24 protein-coding genes and 1 riboswitch are annotated in these 21,107 nt (G+C 60.9%); of the genes, 11 read left to right on the top strand and 13 right to left on the bottom strand.

The genetic code is table 11. The features are described from left to right. Positions 1 to 17: 17 nt before the first annotated feature. The gene (locus tag AEYBE204_RS28830) at positions 18 to 473 is read right to left on the bottom strand and encodes a hypothetical protein (RefSeq protein WP_023461952.1); all 456 of its coding nucleotides are present in this window, start codon (positions 471 to 473) and stop codon (positions 18 to 20) included. A 293-nt stretch (positions 474 to 766) separates the two neighbouring features. Between AEYBE204_RS28830 and AEYBE204_RS28825 the strand changes: the two genes are divergently transcribed. Then, a complete protein-coding gene (locus AEYBE204_RS28825; protein ID WP_155908316.1) occupies positions 767 to 1,393 on the top strand; it encodes a hypothetical protein in 627 nt (208 codons plus the stop codon). 4 nt (positions 1,394 to 1,397) lie between these two features. On the opposite strand, the gene AEYBE204_RS28820 is transcribed toward AEYBE204_RS28825, so the two are convergent. Together AEYBE204_RS28820 and queF are read right to left on the bottom strand one after the other, a co-directional pair. Beyond that, the gene (locus tag AEYBE204_RS28820) at positions 1,398 to 1,826 is read right to left on the bottom strand and encodes a hypothetical protein (RefSeq protein ID WP_155908314.1); all 429 of its coding nucleotides are present in this window, start codon (positions 1,824 to 1,826) and stop codon (positions 1,398 to 1,400) included. Positions 1,827 to 1,856: 30 nt separating this feature from the next. Further along, entirely contained in the window at positions 1,857 to 2,318 is a 462-nt protein-coding gene (gene queF, locus AEYBE204_RS28815; protein WP_023461949.1) for a preQ(1) synthase, read from the bottom strand. Between the two features lie 77 nt (positions 2,319 to 2,395). Here queF and AEYBE204_RS28810 point away from each other — a divergent pair, with 77 nt between their 5' ends. The 3 genes from AEYBE204_RS28810 (at position 2,396) to AEYBE204_RS39475 (ending at position 4,947) form a co-directional block, all read left to right on the top strand. After that, entirely contained in the window at positions 2,396 to 3,340 is a 945-nt protein-coding gene (locus AEYBE204_RS28810) for a nitronate monooxygenase family protein (RefSeq protein WP_023461948.1), read from the top strand. A 141-nt stretch (positions 3,341 to 3,481) separates the two neighbouring features. Continuing rightward, positions 3,482 to 4,183 (top strand): hypothetical protein, encoded by a 702-nt coding sequence (locus tag AEYBE204_RS28805; RefSeq protein ID WP_023461947.1) that lies wholly within the window; start codon positions 3,482 to 3,484, stop codon positions 4,181 to 4,183. 89 nt (positions 4,184 to 4,272) lie between these two features. Further along, entirely contained in the window at positions 4,273 to 4,947 is a 675-nt protein-coding gene (locus tag AEYBE204_RS39475; protein ID WP_023461946.1) for a TorF family putative porin, read from the top strand. Positions 4,948 to 5,150: 203 nt separating this feature from the next. Here AEYBE204_RS39475 and metC read toward each other — a convergent pair whose 3' ends face one another. After that, positions 5,151 to 6,317, bottom strand: coding sequence for a cystathionine beta-lyase (metC, locus tag AEYBE204_RS28795; protein ID WP_023461945.1), 1,167 nt, complete (start codon positions 6,315 to 6,317; stop codon positions 5,151 to 5,153). A gap of 240 nt (positions 6,318 to 6,557) precedes the next feature. Here metC and AEYBE204_RS28790 point away from each other — a divergent pair, with 240 nt between their 5' ends. From AEYBE204_RS28790 to AEYBE204_RS28775, 4 genes are read left to right on the top strand one after another with little or no spacing between them, the layout of a single operon-like run. Next, positions 6,558 to 7,598, top strand: coding sequence for a sulfate ABC transporter substrate-binding protein (locus AEYBE204_RS28790; protein ID WP_023461944.1), 1,041 nt, complete (start codon positions 6,558 to 6,560; stop codon positions 7,596 to 7,598). 12 nt (positions 7,599 to 7,610) lie between these two features. Beyond that, on the top strand, positions 7,611 to 8,504 hold the full coding sequence (cysT, locus tag AEYBE204_RS28785; RefSeq protein WP_023461943.1) for a sulfate ABC transporter permease subunit CysT: 894 nt from the start codon (positions 7,611 to 7,613) through the stop codon (positions 8,502 to 8,504). Further along, entirely contained in the window at positions 8,501 to 9,346 is an 846-nt protein-coding gene (gene cysW, locus AEYBE204_RS28780) for a sulfate ABC transporter permease subunit CysW (protein ID WP_023461942.1), read from the top strand. The genes cysT and cysW overlap by 4 nt, the downstream gene beginning before the upstream one ends. Positions 9,347 to 9,353: 7 nt before the next feature. Further along, positions 9,354 to 10,388, top strand: coding sequence for a sulfate/molybdate ABC transporter ATP-binding protein (locus tag AEYBE204_RS28775; protein ID WP_023461941.1), 1,035 nt, complete (start codon positions 9,354 to 9,356; stop codon positions 10,386 to 10,388). On the opposite strand, the gene AEYBE204_RS28770 is transcribed toward AEYBE204_RS28775, so the two are convergent. The 3 genes from AEYBE204_RS28770 to AEYBE204_RS28760 all read right to left on the bottom strand — a co-directional run bounded on the left by AEYBE204_RS28770 (position 10,385) and on the right by AEYBE204_RS28760 (position 11,747). After that, positions 10,385 to 10,684, bottom strand: coding sequence for a type II toxin-antitoxin system RelE/ParE family toxin (locus AEYBE204_RS28770; RefSeq protein WP_023461940.1), 300 nt, complete (start codon positions 10,682 to 10,684; stop codon positions 10,385 to 10,387). The two genes, AEYBE204_RS28775 and AEYBE204_RS28770, sit on opposite strands and share 4 nt — an antisense overlap. After that, the gene (locus AEYBE204_RS28765; RefSeq protein WP_023461939.1) at positions 10,681 to 10,956 is read right to left on the bottom strand and encodes a type II toxin-antitoxin system ParD family antitoxin; all 276 of its coding nucleotides are present in this window, start codon (positions 10,954 to 10,956) and stop codon (positions 10,681 to 10,683) included. The genes AEYBE204_RS28770 and AEYBE204_RS28765 overlap by 4 nt, the downstream gene beginning before the upstream one ends. A gap of 71 nt (positions 10,957 to 11,027) precedes the next feature. Then, a complete protein-coding gene (locus AEYBE204_RS28760) occupies positions 11,028 to 11,747 on the bottom strand; it encodes an SDR family NAD(P)-dependent oxidoreductase (protein WP_023461938.1) in 720 nt (239 codons plus the stop codon). Positions 11,748 to 11,919: 172 nt separating this feature from the next. On the opposite strand from AEYBE204_RS28760, the gene AEYBE204_RS28755 reads away from it, so the two are divergent. Together AEYBE204_RS28755 and AEYBE204_RS28750 are read left to right on the top strand one after the other, a co-directional pair. Beyond that, positions 11,920 to 12,510 carry a TetR/AcrR family transcriptional regulator gene (locus tag AEYBE204_RS28755; protein ID WP_023461937.1) on the top strand — a complete coding sequence of 197 codons (591 nt, stop codon included), beginning with the start codon at positions 11,920 to 11,922 and terminating at the stop codon, positions 12,508 to 12,510. Between the two features lie 149 nt (positions 12,511 to 12,659). After that, a riboswitch (cobalamin riboswitch) is annotated at positions 12,660 to 12,841 on the top strand. A gap of 103 nt (positions 12,842 to 12,944) precedes the next feature. Continuing rightward, positions 12,945 to 14,837 carry a TonB-dependent siderophore receptor gene (locus tag AEYBE204_RS28750; RefSeq protein ID WP_162148397.1) on the top strand — a complete coding sequence of 631 codons (1,893 nt, stop codon included), beginning with the start codon at positions 12,945 to 12,947 and terminating at the stop codon, positions 14,835 to 14,837. A 387-nt stretch (positions 14,838 to 15,224) separates the two neighbouring features. Here the strand turns inward: AEYBE204_RS28750 and moaC are convergent, their stop codons facing one another. From moaC to AEYBE204_RS28735, 3 genes are read right to left on the bottom strand one after another with little or no spacing between them, the layout of a single operon-like run. Further along, a complete protein-coding gene (gene moaC, locus AEYBE204_RS28745) occupies positions 15,225 to 15,698 on the bottom strand; it encodes a cyclic pyranopterin monophosphate synthase MoaC (RefSeq protein ID WP_023461935.1) in 474 nt (157 codons plus the stop codon). Further along, the gene (locus tag AEYBE204_RS28740) at positions 15,695 to 16,156 is read right to left on the bottom strand and encodes a molybdenum cofactor biosynthesis protein MoaE (protein ID WP_023461934.1); all 462 of its coding nucleotides are present in this window, start codon (positions 16,154 to 16,156) and stop codon (positions 15,695 to 15,697) included. Before AEYBE204_RS28740 ends, moaC begins: the two co-directional genes overlap by 4 nt. Before the next feature lie 2 nt (positions 16,157 to 16,158). Next, positions 16,159 to 16,410 carry a MoaD/ThiS family protein gene (locus AEYBE204_RS28735; RefSeq protein ID WP_023461933.1) on the bottom strand — a complete coding sequence of 84 codons (252 nt, stop codon included), beginning with the start codon at positions 16,408 to 16,410 and terminating at the stop codon, positions 16,159 to 16,161. Positions 16,411 to 16,593: 183 nt separating this feature from the next. Here AEYBE204_RS28735 and AEYBE204_RS28730 point away from each other — a divergent pair, with 183 nt between their 5' ends. Next, entirely contained in the window at positions 16,594 to 17,793 is a 1,200-nt protein-coding gene (locus AEYBE204_RS28730; RefSeq protein WP_023461932.1) for a polysaccharide biosynthesis protein, read from the top strand. A 171-nt stretch (positions 17,794 to 17,964) separates the two neighbouring features. Here AEYBE204_RS28730 and cydX read toward each other — a convergent pair whose 3' ends face one another. The 3 genes from cydX to AEYBE204_RS28715 form a co-directional block, all read right to left on the bottom strand. After that, the gene (gene cydX / locus AEYBE204_RS28725) at positions 17,965 to 18,084 is read right to left on the bottom strand and encodes a cytochrome bd-I oxidase subunit CydX (protein WP_023461931.1); all 120 of its coding nucleotides are present in this window, start codon (positions 18,082 to 18,084) and stop codon (positions 17,965 to 17,967) included. Positions 18,085 to 18,214: 130 nt separating this feature from the next. Further along, entirely contained in the window at positions 18,215 to 19,375 is a 1,161-nt protein-coding gene (gene cydB / locus AEYBE204_RS28720) for a cytochrome d ubiquinol oxidase subunit II (protein WP_023461930.1), read from the bottom strand. Positions 19,376 to 19,387: 12 nt separating this feature from the next. Next, positions 19,388 to 20,974 carry a cytochrome ubiquinol oxidase subunit I gene (locus AEYBE204_RS28715; RefSeq protein WP_023461929.1) on the bottom strand — a complete coding sequence of 529 codons (1,587 nt, stop codon included), beginning with the start codon at positions 20,972 to 20,974 and terminating at the stop codon, positions 19,388 to 19,390. Between the last annotated feature and the right edge of the window lie 133 nt (positions 20,975 to 21,107).

Raw genomic sequence — 21,107 nt, 5'->3', positions numbered from 1 at the left:
ACCCAGATTGTCACCCGTCACACGGCATGGTGCATATTTCGGCAAACGCCCGACACACCAAAGGCAATGGCACCAGAGACGACGGCCATACCTATGTATATGACCGTCGCGCGTACGAGATCGTTGGGTACGAGTTCATTCAAACGTTCGACCGGGATCGCCAAAATCCATTCCACAAAAGGGATGAAAAAGAAGACGATAGCGTAAACCGCATAGGTCAGCGGTTTGAAGGACTTGCGCCGGTATGCGCCGATCGCCTCAGCAACGATAAAACTGGGTAGCAAGGCTATAGGCCAAATCAATGCGGCCAGTATCTGGGCGCGCAAATCGTAGAGTATGGGCGTATCCCACCATGCCTTGAAAAGGTCAGCCGCCACCAGCGCGCTTTCAATCTGGACGGTGACGAAGACGGATACCGCCCCGCAAAGATAGACTACTAATCCTCGCTTCCACCAACGATTCCAGACTGACATAATATCTTCCCCTTCAGATCAGTTATCGCTCGCAAATGCCGTCCGTCAAGCGCTCGTCAAATCATACCTCCCCGGTGTACCGGGGAGGGGGACCGCACGAGCGAACGCAGTGAGTGAGATGTGGTGGTGGGGGTTTTTGCTTACTTGCGGACAGTAGCCGCTGAAACTTCAAGACACCCCACCACCATAGGCTTCGCCCATGGTCCGGCACCGGCCGCCCGGCCCTCCCAGCTCGCTGGGGAGGTATATGGCATTTTATCCCCTTCGTTCAAACTTGCCCCATGCTTGTCCGCATGACGCCAGAACCCGCCACGCCCGATGAACGGACCATCCGCGATCTGCGAAGAGCGCGGTTGCGCGCCTTCGGCGACCGGATGCTCGATCGCCTCGAAACCCTGGCCGATCCGAAAAAGATGGATGAGTTGGACCACGCCATCCGCATGGCCATGTGCATCGAACGCCTGTTCGCGCGCTGCGACGCGGCCGAGGCCCTCGCGCCGAAACTGGCAGCCGAGACGATCGTGGGTCGGGTTTCCTATCACGCCAAACGCCAGTGGGAAGACCGGCTGGAAGCCAAGGGGGAACTGCCGCCCTTGCCAAAGATCACCCTGCCCGTCGTGATGCCCCGGCCCGCGCCGGAGGTTCGGCCCGCCGCCGAAATCGACGCGAACGAGGCTGGCGCGTATGGCGACGATGAAGACGAGGCGCGCGCAAAGGTCGGCTTTGTGTCGCCCGCCCGCTTCGGTCCGGTCGATCTGATCCCCCTTGAGCGGATGGACGAGTTTCTGGCGCATCCCCGTATGCAGACCAGCCTCGCCAAGGGCTGTACGCGCGAAGGCCTGACCGCCGTGCTGCGGGCCCTGCCCCTATGCGATTTGCAGACCTGGTTCCCGGACAAGTTCCCGGCCCCGCCTCCGTAAGGCGTCACAACGGGTCGGAACCCGTATAGGTCGGCGAGATCAACAGCGTCTGCTGTCGTTTGGCGAGATACCCAATTACAAACGCGAGAATAATCGTGCTTATGGCACAAGTCAGCGGCACCAAGATCGGCGCCATATAAACGGGCGTCCACGTCGCATTGCGGGTCAGGGCCACGACTTTGTATATCAGGGCATAGGCGAGGCCGAACCCTGCGCCGCAACCGGTTATCATCGCATAGGGCAAATTTATCCGGCGCTTCGCTTCAAGCAGAGCGGCGATAATGCACGTGGGCATAACCAGAACCGGCGCATGGACGGTAAACCACCGGATCAGATTCATCGCCCACATGGCGCCGGTCAAAACCTGAGTCGTCGCATGAACGACGATGGCTGCCAACGTCGCCAACCCATATCCCAAGGCGAAGCGGATCAACCGTTTGGACCATTCCCCCCGCATGAACTCTTACCCCCGCCCGCGATAGGTCGCGACGCCGAAGTCCGGCACCAGCACGCCCTTCGGCGGCTCGGTCGTCTGCCAGAAGACGTCGATCGGGATGCCGCCGCGCGGATACCAGAAGCCGCCGATGCGCAGCCAGCGCGGCTCAAGCAAATCGCGCAGGCGCTTGGCAATATAGATGGTGCAGTCTTCGTGGAACGCCCCGTGATTGCGGAAGGCCGTCAGGAACAGTTTCAGCGACTTCGATTCGACCAGCCACTCCCCCGGCACGTAATCGATGGCGATGTGCGCGAAGTCGGGCTGACCGGTCACCGGACACAACGAGGTGAATTCCGGCGCGGTGAAGCGCGCCACATAGTCGATATCGGTGTGCGGATTGGGCACGCGTTCCAGCACCGCGCTTTCGGGGTCCGTCGGTGCGCCGAGCTGCTGACCGAGCTGCGTCAGATTATCCGTATAATGCGCCATAAAACGCCCTTTCAATCTCGCTCAAACTGAGCAATACTCAAACAATAACAATAATTTACCTAAGGGCAAGAACGACCATGGCCATTCCCGACAGCCTCAAGACCGGCCTGACCTTTCCCGCCATCGCCGCGCCGATGTTCCTCGTCTCCGGTCCGGAGCTGGTCATCGAGACGTGCAAGGCCGGCATGATCGGCACCTTCCCGGCGCTGAACCAGCGCACCACCGAAGGCTATGCGCAATGGCTCGACCAAATTCAAGAGGCCCTGACGCCCGATGACGTCCGTTTCGGGGTGAATCTCATTGTCCACCCTACCAATTCGAGATTGATGGCCGATATGGTGGTCACGGTCGACAAGAAGGTGCCGCTGGTCATCACCTCGCTGGGGGCCGTGCGCGACGTGGTCGATGCCGTCCACAGCTACGGCGGCGTGGTCTTTCACGACATCGTCAATGTCCGCCATGCCGAAAAGGCCGCTGAAGCCGGGGTCGATGGCCTGATCCTGGTCTGCAACGGCGCGGGCGGCCATGCCGGGACGCTCAATCCGTTCGCGCTGCTGGGTGAAGTCCGTAAAATATTCAGCGGTACGATCATCCTGTCTGGGTGTCTGTCGACCGGTTCCGACGTCGCGGCTGCCCTCATGATGGGGGCTGATCTCGGCTATATGGGCACGCGCTTTATCGCCACGAAAGAAGCGATGGCCAGTGACGGTTACAAGACCATGCTGACCCAATCCTCGGCCAAGGACATCGTCTATACCCCGGCCATTTCCGGTGTCCCGGCGTCGTTCCTGCTGCCGTCGCTGGAACAGAACGGCCTGACGAAAGACATGCTGAAAGACATGACGACCAAGATCGACATGGATCACGAACTGAATGCCGAAGCCAAGGCGTGGAAAACCATCTGGTCGGCCGGTCAGGGCACGGGCAGCGTCCGCGACGTCTTGCCCACGGCGGAACTGGTCACACGCTTGAAAGCCGAATTCGCCCAAGCGCAAACCGCATTTACCCAAAGGTTTGCATAGGGGTGATATGCCGAAAAGTGTCAGCGGTTTTCAGCTACAATATCGCGATCCAACACATAGTCTTGCCACAATCCGGACACAAAGCGTCGTTATCGCGCAATTGTGACACTTTTATTACAACGCCTGATCCCGTCGTGTTTAATGCTCATCGCTGCGCCCTTCGCAGTGAAGGCAGAGCCCCGCGCCTATTATTTCGCCGACTGGACCGACGAGTGGGGCGAGGCGCTGGAAGGCTGGAAGCTGTCCGGGCAACTGACCGCCGCGACCGACTCGACCAGCAAGGGTATCTCGGAAACGCAAGGCAACGGTCAGATCGGCGGCGCGATCATGGCTACGCGCGGATGGTTTTACGCCGCCGCCCGCTACAAGAATTACAAGGGTTCCGACGGCAGCGACCATCAGTCGGGCGTGTCGGTCGGCAGCAAGTTGAAGTTGGGACCGGTTAGCGTCAACAGTCAGCTCATCTATAAGGTCAATACCGGCGCGCGCGCCGGCAGCGATAACGCGTTCTACGAATGGCAGACCGAGGCGTCGCGCACCTGGGGCAAGACGACGCTGAAAGGCCTGTCGATCTGGTCGCCGGATTCGTCGGGAACGACGAAACGGGCCGGTTATTACGAGATTGGTGTGGCGCAGAAAGTCTCGGACAAATGGACCGTATCGGGGGGCATCGGTATCCGCCGCCTCCAGCCCGCACGGGACTACACAGCGTTTAACCTTGGCGCGGCCTATGCACTGACGGAGAAAGCCGGTCTGGACCTGCGGTATTACACCACCGACAAGCCGGACTATTCAAAGGCGCATGGCGACCGTCTGGTGCTGTCTTTGACACAGAAGTTCTAACCTTTCCGCGACTTAACCATATGTTTGAGGTTTTAGCCTAACCTCATGGTCAAGGGGACGACCCCTGAATTTAGTGAGTTAAGTCTGAAATGTTGAAATACCTGCTGATCGGCGCCTGCGCCCTCGTCACCACCGCCGCGCACGCCGAAGGCCTCAAACTATCCGGAAGTCTGGGTGTCGCCTCCGAAGGCACCTCGAAGGGCCTCGGCCAGACCGACGGCGACCCGCAATATACCGCCAGCGTCGAAGCTTCGGTCAAGTCGGGCTTTTACGCCGGGCTGAAGAGCTTCAATATCTACGTCAACAAAGGCCACACCTTCGAGAACCACTCTTACGTCGGTTACAAGGGCAAAAAGGGCGACTACAGCTATAATGTCTACGTCCTCTACCGCGTTCAGGACAATGCCCCGGCCGGCTACGACAACGATGTCTACGAATTCGACGCGACGGTGAGCCGCAAGTTCGGCAATACCACGCTCAAGGCCCGCGCCATCCTGTCGCCGGACGGTTTCGGTACGGCGGAACGCGCCGACTGGTACGAGTTAGGCGTTGCGCACAAGCTGAACGGCAAATGGAATGCCTCGCTCAATCTGGCGACGCGCCAGACCGAGGACGCGCCGGACTATCTGGCGTGGAACTACGGCGTGACCTATGCGGTGACGGAAAAGCTGTCGGCGGATCTGCGCTATTACGACACCGACCACCATGAACGCGGCGAACGCTACGAAGGCCGCACGATCTTTGGTCTGGTGCATAAGTTCTAAATCTCTACTCCTCCCTAGCTTTGCTGGGGAGGGGAACCGCACGAGCGAACGCAGTGAGTGAGATGTGGTGGTGGGGGTTCTTGCTTTCTTGAATCGCAAGGCTTGCGCCGAACCTCCGCAAGATACCCCACCACCCCTTTGCTTCGCAAAGCGATCCCTGGCACCGGCTCCCCGGCTCCCCGGCATAGCCAGGGAGAAATAGATTATGCGATCTCGTTCAACGCCTGTTCGATGTCGGCGATCAGGTCGTCCGGGTCTTCCAGCCCTACATAGAGCCGCACATAGCTGCCTTCCAGAGGGGCGTGATCCTCAGGCGTGATCTTGTGCCGCCCCAGAAACTGCGGCTCGCAATTGACGGCCAGACTCTCGAAACCGCCCCACGAAAAGCCGAGCCCGAAGAGCTTCAGCGCGTTCAGAAACCTGTGCGAGGTCGCCTCGCCGTCGCCTTTCAGCACGACGAGAAACAGGCCGTTCGGCCCGGTGAAGTCGCGGTTGAAGACGTCAGACCCTTTGTGACTATCCAACGCCGGATGCACGACGCGCAGCACTTCCGGGCGGCCTTCCAGCCACCTGGCGACCTTGAGCCCCGACTCGCCTGACCGCTGCAAACGCAGGTGCAGCGTCCGCAAACCACGGATCGCCAGATAGGATTCGTCGGCGCTGGTAAAGAACCCCCACGCCTTGATCGCGTCGTAGATCTGCTTGGCCAGCTTCGGGTCATTGACCGCCACCGACCCCATCAGCACATCGGAATGCCCGCCCGCGTATTTGGTCAGGGCCTGCATCGAGACGTCGCAGCCGTGCGCCAGCGGCTTGAACAGCACCCCCGCGCCATAGGTATTGTCGCACAGGGTCAGGATGCCGCGTGCCCTGGCCAAGGCCGCGATCGCCGGAATATCCTGAATTTCAAACGTCAGCGACCCCGGGCTTTCCACATAGATCAGGCGGGTGTTATCCTGCGCGAGATCGAGCACGGCTTCCGGCGACAGCGACGGCGCATACCAGGTGATCGAGATACCATAGCGCTGCATCTGGGTATTGAGGAAGCGGCGCACCGGGGCGTAGGCCGAGTTGACCGCCAGCACGTGATCTCCGGCCTTCAGGGCCGCGAAGATCGGCAGGGTCTGCGCCGCCAGCCCCGTCGGCAGGATGAACGCCTTATACGCCCCTTCAAGATCGGCGATCAGGCGGCACAGCTCGGCCTGCGTCGACAAACCATCGGTGCCGTAGGTCGGTTTGATGTCGTCATTATAGAGAAACTCGGCGCTTTCCATCAGCACCGTCGAACCGCGCTCCACGCCGACATTCACCGCGCGGCGGGACTTCGGCTTGTCGAGGGTGGCGGAGGTCAGTCGGGTGATTTCGCGCATGAGGGTCTCATCCAGAAAAGCTTACAAGGCTGCTTGCCGCCAAACGCCGGGACTGGCAAGCGCTTATTGGAACCACTGCACTTTAGCGCCGCTAATCGATGATCCGAGAAATCGTCGCATGACCTGAGGCGCGGGTTTGGCATATGAGGGAAAATAGGTTAGTTTCCGCTCGCGTGAGCGTGAGCTTAATTCCTACTGTTTTGCGTTTATAACCGCCTAATTCAACGACGGGGAACTTTGATGACCGACCGCACTACGCTTTCGCGCCGCTGGCTGCTCAAGGGCGCCGCCGCCACGGGTCTGGCCGGTCAGGCCCTGTCGCTCGTCGCCTGCGGCAATACGGGCAAGGCAACGGCGACAACGCTGCTCAACGTCTCCTACGACCCGACGCGCGAATTCTACGTCGCCTATAACAAGCTGTTCGCCGCGACGGCCGAGAGCCCCGTTACCGTCAACCAAAGCCACGGCGGTTCGGGCAAGCAGACCACCGCCGTCATTGAGGGCCTTGAGGCCGACGTGGTATCGCTGGCGCTGGCTCACGATATCGACGCGATCGCCGAAAAGGGCCTGATCGCCGCCGACTGGGCCACGCGTCTGCCGTACAATTCGACGCCCTACTATTCGACCATCGTGTTCCTCGTCCGCAAGGGCAACCCCAAGGCCATCAAGGACTGGAGCGATCTGGTCAAGCCGGGCGTCGGCGTCATCACGCCGAATCCCAAGACCTCGGGCGGGGCGCGCTGGAACTATCTGGCGGCCTATGGCTGGGCGCTTAAGGCCAATGCCGGCGACACCGCCAAGGCCGACGCCTATATCGAACAGCTTTACCGTAACGTGCCGGTACTGGACACCGGAGCGCGCGGTTCGACGACCACCTTCGTGCAGCGCGGTCAGGGCGATGTCCTGCTCGCCTGGGAAAACGAGGCCCTGCTGGCCCTGAAGGACAGTGCCGCGGAAGGCTTCGAGGTCGTCTATCCGTCGTGGTCGATCCGCGCCGAACCGCCGGTCGCCGTGGTAGACAAGAACGTCGAGAAGAAGGGTACGAAAGAACTGGCCACCGCCTATCTGGAAGGCCTGTTCTCGGACGAGGCGCAGAAGCTGGTCGCCGAATACCACTACCGCCCGGCCAATCCCGAAATCGGCAAGGGCTTCACGGATAAGTTCCCGACCCTGCCGCTTTTGTCAGTGGACACCGACTTCGGCGGCTGGAAGAAAGCCCATGCGGACTTCTTCGCGGCGGGCGCGGCGTTCGACAAGTTGCAAGCGCGCATCAACAAGTAACCCAGAGTGACAATGACGACCGACGCTACCCCTGACGCGGGCGCGCCTCCGTTTGTGACGGAAGGGTACAAGCCACCGAAAGCGACGCACAAGGCCCGGGTCCTGCCCGGGTTTCGTTTGTCGCTGGGCATCACCCTCACCTATCTGTCGCTGATCGTCCTGATCCCGCTGGCCGCCCTGCTGGCGCGGCCGTGGGAGCACGGCCTCGACGGCGTATGGCAAGCCGTCAGCGATCCGCGCGTCGTCGCCTCGCTGAAACTGACCTTCGGTACGGCCTTTGCCGCCGCCGTGGTCAATCTGTTCGCCGGGTTGGTCGTCGCGTGGGTCCTGACGCGTTATGAGTTCCCCGGCAAGAGCCTGCTCGATGCGCTGGTCGACCTGCCGTTCGCCCTGCCGACCGCCGTGGCCGGTGTGTCGCTCTGTTCGATGTATGCGGCCAATGGCTGGATCGGCAGCCTGTTCGCGCCGCTCGGTATCAAGATCGCCTATACGCCGCTCGGCATCTTCGTCGCCCTGATCTTCGTCGGTTTACCCTTCATCGTCCGCTCGGTGCAGCCCGTTCTGGCCGAATTCGACGCCGAGGTCGAGGAAGCCGCCCAAACGCTCGGGGCCTCGCCCATGCAGACCGCTGTCCGCGTCATCCTGCCGTCGCTGCTGCCCGCGCTGCTGACCGGTTTCTCGCTGGCCTTTGCCCGCGCCGTCGGCGAATACGGTTCGGTCATCTTCATCGCCGGGAACATGCCCTTCGTGTCGGAAATCACGCCGCTGCTCATCGTCATCAAGCTGGAAGAGTTCGACTATGCCGGGGCCGCCGCCGTCGCCGTCGCCATGCTGGCCCTGTCCTTCCTCAGCTTGCTGGTCATCAACGGCGTACAACTGCTGCTGTCGAAACGAGGCCGCGCATGAAGGTTCGTGCTCCCGAAGCCCCCAAGTCCTTCCCTGCCCTCGTCCTGCTGGCGTTTGCGGTCCTGTGGATGGCGCTGGTCATCCTGCTGCCGCTGGTCAATGTGCTGGCCGAAGCCTTCAAGCAGGGTGTTCAGCCTTACCTCTCGTCGATCGTTCAGCCCGACGCCCTGAGCGCCATCCGCCTGACCTTGCTGGTCGCGGGCATCGCCGTGCCGCTCAATGCGGTGTTCGGTATCGCCGCAGCGTGGTGTTTTACGCGTTTCGACTTCCCGTTGAAGGGCCTGCTGCTGTCGATCCTCGACCTGCCCTTCACCATTTCACCGGTCATTTCCGGCATCGTCTGGGTGCTGCTGTTCGGGGCGCACGGCTGGTTCGGCGCGTTTCTGCAAGCCCATGACATCAAGATCATCTACGCCCTGCCGGGGCTGGTCATCGCCACCATCCTCGTCACCCTGCCCTTCGTGGCGCGCGAACTGATCCCGCTGATGCAGGATCAGGGCACCGATGAGGAAGTCGCCGCTGTGACGCTCGGGGCCTCGGGCTGGGACGTCTTCTTCCGCGTCACCCTGCCCAACATCAAATGGGCCCTGACCTACGGTGTCCTGCTCTGTACGGCCCGTGCCATGGGCGAGTTTGGTGCCGTCAGCGTCGTGTCCGGCCACATCCGCGGCCTGACCAACACTTTGCCCCTGCATATCGAGGTGCTGTATAACGAATACGATAGCGTGGGGGCCTTCGCCGCCGCCACCCTGCTCGCCGGTCTCGCCCTCGTCACCCTTGTTCTGAAATCGCTGCTCGAATGGCGCTTCGCCGACGAACTGGCCGCCCATCGCAGGCACTGAGATAGATATGTCCCTCGTCGTCAACAATATCACCAAATGCTTCAGCGACTTCGCCGCGCTCAACGACGTGTCGTTTCAGGCCGAGCCGGGAGAGTTCCTCGCCCTTCTGGGCCCATCGGGCTCCGGCAAGACGACGCTGCTTCGGCTCCTCGCGGGCCTCGATCAGCCCGACACCGGCACGGTCGAATTCGACGGCGCGGACTATCTGAAGCTGTCGGCGCGCGATCGCCGCATCGGCATGGTGTTTCAGTCCTACGCCCTGTTCCGCCACATGACGGTGGCCCAGAACATCGCTTTCGGTCTTAACGTGCGCCCCGCCAAGGACCGCCCGTCGAAAGCCGAAATCGCCGCGACCGTGCAGCGTCTGCTGAAACTGATCCAGTTGGAAGACCTCGGCAAACGCTACCCCAGCCAGTTGTCCGGCGGCCAGCGTCAACGCGTGGCGCTGGCCCGCGCGCTGGCCATTTCACCGCGGATACTGCTGCTCGATGAGCCCTTCGGTGCGCTCGACGCCCTGGTGCGTAAGGATCTGCGCCGCTGGCTGCGCAAGATCCACGACGAGACCGGCGTCACCACCATCTTCGTCACCCACGATCAGGAAGAGGCGCTCGACCTTGCCGACCGCGTGGTGGTGTTGAAAGACGGGAAGATCGAGCAGATCGGCAAGCCGCTGGAGCTTTACCGCCACCCGCAGTCGGCCTTCGTGTTCGAGTTTCTCGGCACGTCCAACGAAGTGCCTGCCACCGTCACAGATGGCGTGGCGTCATTCGACGGTTTCACCGCTCCCGCCGTCAGCCCCAAGGCGCTGTCGGGCGCGCAAACCGTGCGCTTCCGCCCGTTCGACGCACAACTGTCGCCGACCGGACCCGGATTTGAAGCCAAGGTTCTGTCGCTGCTGCCCGCCGGATCGAGCCTGCGTCTGGAACTGCAAACCCCTGACGGTAAGGTCTTCGAGACCCAGCACGCACACGAGTCCGAAGCCTCGGACCTCAAGCTGGGCGACACGGTCTTCGTGCGCCCGTCAAAAGTGTATGTGTTTTAGTCAGAATATGCACCGTCGATATCCTGTCCACCGTAATAGATGCCTTCGATCAGCAGCGTATCATTCATAACCAAGTAAGCGATCGTAACCCGGCGCTCGAACCCGATGGTGCGCAATCCAGGCAGCAGGTCATCCCGCAATCGGCCCCGTTCCGGAAACAATTCCAGACCGAGGCAGTATTCAACGATACGTACGATATAGCGGTCAGCGCCGGTCTCGAAACCTGATGCTTCAGTGATGTAACGATGCAGGTCACCGATCTGACGTTCGGCCAGCGGCGTGAAGATTACCTTCATTCCGCCGCATCCGTACCTCGCCGCGCTTTCAGGCGCTTCATGATCTGGTCGGCGGGCACGCCTTTTGACGGATCGGCCATATATTCACGGTGCCCCGGCACGACCTCTTCCCGCAGCCATTTGTCGATGGCGGCGTCACGTTCGATCAAAGCCCGCAAGCCATCGCGCAAAACCTCGCTGACCGAGGCATAGCTGCCGGAACTGACCTTTTCCGCCACGACGTCCGCCATGTCGTTCGGCAAGGTGATGCTGAATTGCTGGGTTGTGCGCATGAAGACCTCCACGCCGCAGTCTATCACGAATAGGATTAAATCCTATCGGGAATGCGGCGTGGAGCGTTACTTTACTCCGCCCCCGACATAGCGGCTTCGAGGCCCGGCGCATTGTTCCGCCAGGTATGACCGATGTGGTCGGAGACCGGATCGGTGAAGATATATTCCTCTCCCGCTTCAAGCCCCGCGACGATGCGTTTGGCAGCGGTTTCCGGCGTTGCCTTTTCCAGCGGAATATCACGCGCCAGATCGGTGTCGATCGGGCCGGGGAAGATGCCCAGTACCTTGACGCCCTTGTCTTTCAGCCCGGCGCGCGCCGATTGCGTCACGGAGAGAAGCGCGGCTTTCGAGGCCGAATAGCCACCCAACGAGGCCACGGCGACAAGACCGACGACGCTGATGACATTGGCGATGGTGCCGGAACCCCTGGCGACCAGCTTCGGCGCGAAGGCCTGCATGACGCGCAGCGTGCCATAGAAATTGGCGTTGAAATCGCTGCCGATCTCTTCGAGCGGGCTGTTCAGCACGTCGGTGAAGATAGCCGTGCCGGCGTTGTTCAGGATGACGTCTGCGTCGGCGGCGGTCTCGGCGGCGGCCTTGACCTGAGCGTCATTGGTGATGTCGAGCGTCAACGCCACGACGCGCGGGTCGTTGAAGTCCGGCAGCGAGGCCGTGTTGCGCGCGGCGGCGTAGATTTTCTTGACGTCGCGGGTCAACAGTTCGCGGACGGTGGCGGCACCGATGCCGCGATTGGCGCCGGTAACGACGATAACTTGATTGGAAAGCGACATGGGAGCCTCCTTGGGGCTAAGTTTGCAGTACAAAAAAGTAAACTGATCTGTTTACATAACCTCGATGTAAACCGTTCTGTTTACTTTTGCAAGCGCACGTGTTAAATTATTTTCGAATTCAGACCAATGCGCGTCCCGAACCTTGCCGTCAGAGTGATCCGTAATGAGTAAAATGCAGAAGAAACAGGATATTATCGACCACGCCTTCGAGCTCTTTTACGATCAGGGCTTCAATACCGGCGTCGACGCGATCATGGCCGATACGGGCATTTCCAAGCGTACGCTTTATAAGTACTTCCCGTCGAAGGAGGTTCTGATCGCCGAACTGGTCGAACATTACCGGGTGAACGTTATCCCGCTGCTGCGCGCTGAGGTCGAACGCCTCAGCCCCGATCCCAAGGGTCGGCTAATCGCTTTGTTCGATGTGCGGCAGGCGAAATTCGCCGAGGGTTGTTTCCGTGGCTGTTTTGCCGTGTCGGCCAAGCTGGAATATGCCTGCCGAAATCCGCAGATCGAGGCGGCATCCGAGGCCATGATGGCCGATATGACCGGACTGATGCGCGAATTTTGTGTGCTGACCGGACATTCCGATCCTGACACTCTGACAGCGCAGGCCATGGTGCTGTTCAACGGCGCGGTCGTCGCCGCTCAGGCCAGCCGCAGCGCCGCGCCATTTGATACGGCGAAAGGGATATTGCGGGCGTTGCTATCTTTCCCTCGCCCCCGCGGGGAGAGGGTGGCGGAGCAAAGCGAAGCCGGGTGAGGGGGAGTTACACGCACCCCAAGCCCCCTCACCCTCGCCGGGCCGCGCCTAACCCTCTCCCCACGGGGAGAGGGGATATGATGTCACACTTGACGCCTATCCCCGGATAACCACAGACAACCGCTTGACGCCGCGCCCGGCCCGCCCTACCTCCGCCGCGTGCAACCGGTGCCGCAGCAATGCGGCTTAAAAGGGAAGCGGATGTAACTTCCGCACTGTCCCCGCAACTGTAAGCGTCGAGTATTCTTCACATGCCACTGGATCAACCGGGAAGGCGAAGGATGCGCCCGAGACGCGAGTCAGGAGACCTGCCGCTGCTGTCGTCCTTCGCGTGGTCGGGGTTTGCCACAAGAGCGGATAAGCCTTCCCCCAAAGGCCTTCCTCAGAGACGATCTATTGTGCGTATGGGTCAACGACCAATGCGCTCGTTTGTCATGACGAAGGTTGATACCTTGCTGAAATCCCTCCTCACCGGCGTCTCGTTAGCCGCCCTCCTCGCTTCGCCGGTTCTGGCCGACGACACCGAAAACCCCAAAGACATCATCATCACCGCTACGCGCGCGCCTACCCCCGTGATCAAGTCCGGTGTCAGCGTCGATGTGCTCGATGCCGAGACCATCCGCAACAAGCAATCCCTGTCGGTCGTCGACCTGATCGCGACCACCCCGTCGGCGACGATCTCGCAGAACGGTGGGCTCGGCACCGTCGCCACCCTGCGCGTCCGTGGTGCCGAAGGCGACCACACGCTGTACATCCTCGACGGCATCCGTCTGGCCGATCCGACCCAGATCGGCGGCGGACTGAACGCCGGTCTGTTGACCACCGGCGACATCAGCCGCATCGAGGTCGTGCGCGGCCCGTTATCGACCCTGTGGGGCTCGCGCGCGCTGGGTGCCACGGTCAACCTGACCACGGTGCAGGCGACCGACTCCCTTTCCGGTGATGTTTCGGTCGAAGGCGGCGACGCCTATGGCGCCATCCGCGCCGGGATCGGCGGCACATATGACAAGCTGTCTTGGCGCGTCTTCGCTGCCTATCTGGGCGACGATAACGTGTCGGCCTACAAATACGGCTCGGAAACCGACAAATTCACGCAGAACCACCTCCGTGTCACGCTCGACTACAAGATCAGCGACGCCCACAGCCTGAAGTTCCGCGCGGCGAAAACCCGCAGCCACAACGATTACGACGGCTTCGCGCCGCCGACCTATGCGTTCGGCGACACGAAGGACTACGGCAACACTAACGAAGGCCTCTACAGCCTCGGCTATCAGTATAAGGGCGAGACCGTCACCCACGCCGTATCGGTGAGCCGCACGGATACCGAGCGCCACGATTACGACGGCACGAACTTTGAAACGCTGAACGGCGAAGGCAAGGTCACCACGTTCGACTATACCGGCACCGCCAAACTGTCGGACGCGACGCGCTTCGTCTTCGGCGCGACGCATGAAAAGGCCGAGATCGACTATTCGTCGTTCGGCGGCCCGGTCCTGTCGCGCGACGCCACGCTCGACAGCGCCTTCGTGCAAATTTCGCACGATTTCACCGAAGCGTTCAACGTCACCGGCAGCGTCCGTTATGACGACCATTCGCGCTTCGGCGGTCAAACCATCGGCCACCTGTCGGCAAGCTTCCGCGCCTCGGACAACCTTGTCCTGCGCGGCAGCGTCGGTCAGGGCTTCAAGGCCCCGAGCCTGTACCAACTCTACAGCGAATACGGCAACACCAACCTGAAGGCCGAAAAAGCCGATAGTGCGGAAATCGGCCTCGACTACTTCCTGCCGGCGCAAAACGCCCGCCTGAGCCTGACGGCCTTTGCGCGCAAGACGGAAAACCAGATCGACTTCGCGTCTTGCTTCGGCTCGACGCATCCTCTGTGCCCGACGCGTCCGTTCGGTTTCTACGACAATATCGCGCAAACCAAGGCCGAAGGCGTCGAGCTGGAATATGTCGGCGACCTGACCGCATCGACGCACCTCCGCGCCAACTATAGCCACGTCACGTCGAAAAACGACCTAACCGGGGCAAAGCTGCCGCGTCGTCCGCGCGATCTGGCCAATATCGATGTCACACAGGATATCACCCCGGCGATCACTCTCAGCCTGGGTCTGCGCTATGCGGGCAAGACGACGGAATCAGCCTTCTCGACGCGTCAGCTGGAGAGCTACACCCTGGCCGATCTGCGCGGGTCATGGACGATCAATGAGCGTGTCACGGTGTTCGGCCGCGTTGAAAACCTGATCGATGAAGACTATGAAACGGCCGCCGATTACGGCACGCCGGGCCGCCGCCTCTGGGTCGGCGTCCGGGCGAACTTTTTTTAGAAGCGGGACAAATCCCCCTGATCGGGGGTTGTGATAGATTGGGATAAACCTATTTTCTATCCCCTATTGCACGACCAATTTTACCTTGAACCGCAGCCTCTCCCCATGAGGTTGCGGTTTTCTTTTCAAAATCGACACAAAAATCAACTCAGGATGATCCCATTAACTCCGGATTCACGAATTACGCTTAGGTTGTATTTTGACGGTGCGTTCCTTCCGTCTCCTCCGCAGCGTCGTTGGCCCGACCGTTGCGTAGCTCCCGCCTCCGCCGGTTTTCGCATTCCGGCTTGAGGCTTAGTAAACTGTAAAAATGGGCCGCGTTGTACAATCCTCACCCCAAGCGTACCGCGGCCCTCTCTTTTCAAAAGAGAAATGCTGCAAGGCAGCTTAGCCGAAATCGGCCTTCCCACCCCGCTTGGCGATGACCTCGACCCCCTCGATCCGCATGGTTTTATCGACGGCCTTGAGCATGTCATAGAGCGTCAATCCCGCCACCGACACCGCCGTCAGGGCTTCCATCTCAACCCCCGTCTGGCCCGTCGTCTTTACCTCGGCGACGATATTGAAACCCGGTAGAGCCTCGTCCGCCTCGATCGTCAAAGACACCTTCGACAGGCTCAAAGGATGGCACAACGGAATGAGTTCTGCCGTCTTCTTCGCCGCCATGATACCGGCGATTTCCGCGGTCGCCACCACCGCGCCCTTGGGGGCCTTGCCGTCCCGGACGATGGCCAGCGTCTCAGGCAAGCAGACCAGTCGTCCGACGGCCTTCGCCACGCGCTGCGTCACGGCCTTGTCGCCGACATCGACCATATGGGCGCGGCCGTCGTGACCGACGTGCGAGAGCGATTTTTCCGTCACGGGTTCCACCTTTTCAAATCAGCACTGTCCTTTGCGGTCGGCTCGATCCAGTCGTCGAAACCTTTCCCCACTTCGCGCTTCCACAGCGCGGCCTCGGACTTCAAACGATCCATCAGATAATCAGCCGCTTCGAACGCCGCCCGCCGATGCGCCGAGGCCGCCGCGACAAACACGATCTCCTCGCCCGCCCGCACCTCGCCGCAGCGATGCGCCACCAGCAGGGCCTCCACCTCGAAACGATTGGCCGCCGCAGCGGCGATGTCGGCGAGACTCCGTTCCGTCATACCGGGATACCAGTCGAGATAGAGGTGCGACACGGTTCCCGAAGCGCTTCTGTCACGCACCCGCCCGGAAAAGCTGACCAGCGCCCCGCACAGGCGATTGGCCTCGACGAACCGCGCGTAAAGCGCCTGACCATCCAGCGTCTCCGGCAACAGCAGGGTTTCGATCCGGGCCATGCTCAGCCCCCGGAAAAGGCGGAAAAGAAGGCCACCTCGTCCCCGTCGGACAAGGTTGTATCCCCGGTCACACGCACCTGATTTACACTCATCTGCACCAGAGCCGCATCCAGCCCCCCTTCCTCGAACAGGGCGCCCAGTACCGCATCGCGCAAGGCGAACAAGCGACCGCCCGTCTCCATCAGGTCAATTTGCATACGGCGCGATCCGGTTTTGTCGGCGATCTTGCCGAAAAAGAGTATGTCGACGGTCATCGCGGTCTTATAAAACTCTGGAGCGAAATCTGTGCAGGAAAACCCGGCATCACGAAATTACCTTATTTCTTTTTGACAAAAAGCTGTAAACTGTAGGTCAGACATCTGACAAACAGAGTCCGATCGCACGGGGGGCGTGCATGACTTTTTTTGAGACCCTGTACAGGGGCGGTTTTAAACTGAATGGCCATTTTTAACTATCGTATTTTACGTTTTATGGCCAAGTCGGGATTGCTGGGGCGCAAGAACGTCAAGCTGTCGCTGGCCGATCCCAATGATCAGATTTCCTACAAATCCCTGCTGCACCGGCCTCAGGTCCATCTGGATCACGACGCTCTGCGCGGTTTTTACGCCGGGAAGCGCGTTCTGATCACCGGCGGCGGCGGCTCGATCGGCTCGGAAATCGCCCGTCAGGCCCTGCAACTGGGTGCCGCGCACGTCATCCTGATCGATCACTCGGAACTGGCACTGTATGAGGTCGAGCAGGCCCTGCGCTATGAGTTCGGCACCCCGCCGGTCACCCCGATCCTCTGCTCCATCCGGCGCAAGGCCCGCCTCGAAGCCATCTTCGTCGATCAGGCGCCCGACGTCATCTTCCACGCGGCGGCGCTCAAGCACGTGCCGATGGTCGAGATCAACCCGTCCGAAGGCGTCCTGACCAATGTCATGGGCACGCAGTACGTCATCGACGCGGCCCAGGCCGCCAATGTCAAGCAACTGGTGCTGATTTCGTCGGACAAGGCGGTGGCCCCGGCCTCGATGATGGGGGCGACCAAGCGTCTGGCGGAGCATCTTATCTCGTCGCAGATGGGGCATCTGAATCAGGCCTGCGTCGTGCGCTTCGGCAATGTGCTGGGTTCGACCGGTTCGGTGGTACCTTTGTTCCGCACGCAGATCGAGCGCGGCGGGCCGATCACGCTCACGGACGCGGCGGTCGAGCGCTTCTTCATGACGATCTACGAGGCCGTGCAACTGGTCATGACCGCGGCCATGCACAACGCCACCAACGCCACGGAAAAATCGAGCCTGTACATCCTTGAGATGGGCTCGCCGATCAAGATCTACGATCTGGCGCGCAACATGATCGAGATGTACGGCCTCAAGGTCGACAAGGATATCAAGATCGTCCTGACCGGACTGCGCGACGGCGAGAAGATCACAGAGGCTCTGCTGGACGACAACGAAATCCGCGAGCCGCTAAGGCCCGGCATCTTCAAGGTCGTCAACCAGCATATGGACCTGCACCTGCCCGCCGCCGCGATGAGCGAACTGTTCACCCTGGCCGAACAGGGCGAGGACCTCTTCGTCAAGGCGCAGGTCTTCCGTTTCGTGAAGACCCTGCGCGACCACCCGGCCCGCGCTCCCCAACCGGAAGGGGTGTGACTCCCTCCTCCCTACACAGTGGGGAGGTGGATTTTTGCCAAGGGCAAAAAGACGGAGGGGGCGGCGAAGCCGCTAACTACGTACCGGTGCGCAGCTTAAGCAAGATACCCCACCACCACGCCCTTCGGGCGCGGTCCCCCTCCCCGACAAGTCAGGGAGGAGTAAGATTTTTTACTGATACGGGTCTTCCGCGTCGGCGTCGTCTTCGGTCAGAAACTCGAACCAGATGCCGTTCAGAATGCCGAAGGTCACCGCAAGGCCTAAGCCCAGAACCCACGTAAAATACCACATTTTCAACTCCTTGCCTGACATTGTCAGGCTCAAGAAAGATGTGAAAAATTTCGACGGGCCGCCCCGAGAAATTTTTCTCCGTATTGAGGAAGGGTGCCCATGAGGGAAACCAAGGTTTCCCTCATGAACCTTAATAGAGGTCCGGATTGGTCTTCAGCGCCTTGATCTCGATCCGGCCGAACAGCACCTTATAGACCCACGCCGTGTAGAGCCCGATGAGCGGCAGGAAGACCACCGTCACCAGCAACATCGTGAACAGGGTCGAATGCGAGGAGGACGCGTTCCACACCAGAAGGCTGGAATGCGCATCGATCGACGACGGCAGGATGATCGGGAACATCGATAGGCCAACGCTGCTGATGATGCCGAATACCGCCAGCGACGAGGCGATGAAGGCCCACGGATCGGCCTTGAAGCGCAGGGCGATCAGCGTCAGGACCGTACCGGCAAACCCAAGCATGGGTGCAGCGATCATCCACGGATACTTGCCGTAATTGGCCAGCCACGCGCCCGCTTCGCGCACCACTTCGCTACGCGTCGGGTTCGAAGGACCGTCGACGGCCACCGCGTTCACGACCTTGTAGCCCAAGTCACCAAACGCGAGGAACAGGCCCCCCAGTGCATAGAGGACGATGACGCCGATACCGGCAAAGGTCGCCCAGCGGATGGCGCGGTCGCGGACCTCGCTCTTTTCGATCTTCAGCGACACCCAGGTCAGGCCCTGCGTCAGCAGCATGGCCACCGAGGTCAGGCCACATAGTACGGTGAAGGGACTGAACAGGCCAAGCAGACCGCCGAGGAAGAGGTCGTGATAGGTAATGCGCAGGTCGCTGTCGAGGCTAAACGGCGCGCCTTGCAGGACGTTACCGACCGCCACGCCGAAGACCAGCGCCGGAACGAAGCCGCCGACGAACAGCGCCCAGTCCCAGTTGCGCCGCCACGCCTTGCCCGGACGCTTGGAGCGGTATTTGAAACCGACGGGGCGCAAAATCAGAGCCGACAGGACAAGGAACATGGCCAGATAGAAGCCGGAGAAGGACACGGCGTAGACGAAGGGCCATGCGGCAAAAATCGCGCCGCCGCCGAGGATGAACCACACCTGATTGCCTTCCCAAGTGGCCGAGACGGTGTTGATAACCGCCCGGCGTTCTTCGTCGGTCTTGGCGAGGAACGGCAGGCTGGCCAGGGTGCCCAGCGCATAGCCGTCCATGATGGCGAACCCGATCAGCAAGACGCCGATCAGCCCCCACCAGATTACGCGTAACGTCATATAGTCGATTGGGAGTTCCATAGTTTTTACTCCTTATTCCGCCGGACCGGAAAGGGTAGCGGTCTCCAGCGGGCTGGCCTCTTCGGCGTCATGCATGCGTCCGAATTTCGACGCATAGGGGCCGGTTTTGATCGTCTTGAGCAACAGCTTGACCTCGATGACCGCCAGCGTCCCGTAGAGCGCCGTAAAGCCCGCTATTGTCAGCCATATCTGGCCTTTGGTCAGGCTCGACGCCCCCATGAAGGTCGGCAGGACGCCTTCGACGGCCCACGGCTGACGCCCGATTTCGGCCAGTATCCACCCGGCTTCGATGGCGATCCACGGCATGGGCAGGGACAGTACGCAGAGCCGCAGGAACCAGCGGTTATCGGTCTTGCGCAGCGTCACCAGCAGGAAGGCCAGCGCGAAGACCCCGATCATGAACAGGCCGAGACCCGCCATCAAACGGAAGACCCAGAACATCACCGGGACATTGGGGATGGTGTCGAGCGCGGCCTTCTGGATCAGGGCGGCGTCGGCGGTGCGCGGATCGGCGACGTAACGCTTCAGCAGATAGCCGTAGCCAAGGTCGCGCTTGTGCGCCTCGAACTGGGCCCGCGCCGCGAGGTCGTTCTCGTTGACCTTCAGCTTTTCGACCGCGTCATAGGCGGCGATGCCCGAGACGATGCGGTGTTCCGCCGTCTCGACCAGCTCAAGGATGCCGATGACCGGACGATCAAGCGACCGCGTCGAGATCAGGCCCAGCACGTAAGGAATCTTGACCTCGAAATCGGTATGCTGGGTCTTGAGGTTCGGGATACCGAACAAAGTCAGGCCCGCCGGGGCCGGCTCGGTTTCCCACATGGCCTCCAGCGCCGCCAGCTTCATCTTCTGGTTATCGGTGAGCGCGTAACCGGACTCGTCACCCAGCACCACGACCGACAGCGAAGACGCTAAGCCGAAGGCCGCAGCGACCGCCATCGAGCGCTTGGCGACGGAGACCCACTTGCCTTTGAGCAGATAGATAGCCGACACCGCCAGCACGAAGACGGCGGCGCAGACATAGCCCGCCGAGACGGTGTGAACAAATTTGGCCTGAGCGACCGGGTTGAACAGCACGGCCATGAAGTCGGTGACTTCCATGCGCATGGTGGCCGGGTTGAAGTCCGAGCCCACCGGGTTCTGCATCCAGCCGTTGGCGATCAGAATCCACAGCGCCGACAGGTTGGTCCCCAGCGCCACGAGGAAGGTGACCATCAGGTGCGCCGGCCGCGACAGCTTGTCCCAGCCGAAAAACATCAGGCCGACGAAAGTGGCCTCAAGGAAGAACGCCATCAGGCCTTCGATGGCCAGGGGCGCGCCGAAGATGTCGCCGACGAAGTGCGAATAGTAGGACCAGTTCGTGCCGAACTGAAATTCCATGGTCAGGCCCGTGGCCACGCCCAGCACGAAATTGATGCCGAACAGCGTGCCCCAGAACCGGGTGATGGTGCGCCATATTTCGCGCCGCGTGAGGACATAGACGCTTTCCATGATGACCAGCATGAAGGAAAGGCCAAGCGTCAGCGGGACGAACAGAAAGTGGTACAGCGCGGTCAAGGCGAATTGCAGCCTCGACAGGTCGACTGTGCTCATATCCATTGAGATATATCCCTCGGGTTAATAGGGTCTTTTGATCGCGAGTATCTGCGACATGCTGTCCCGGACACTCAGATTTTTAGACCCCTTGTTTCCGAAATCGGTTAGAAGCCCCCGATCCCGGCTTACTTGCGAA

The organism is Asticcacaulis sp. YBE204 (assembly GCF_000495855.1).
In the GTDB taxonomy this organism is placed as follows: Bacteria; Pseudomonadota; Alphaproteobacteria; order Caulobacterales; family Caulobacteraceae; genus Asticcacaulis.
This window is presented reverse-complemented; position numbering and strand designations above follow the sequence as displayed.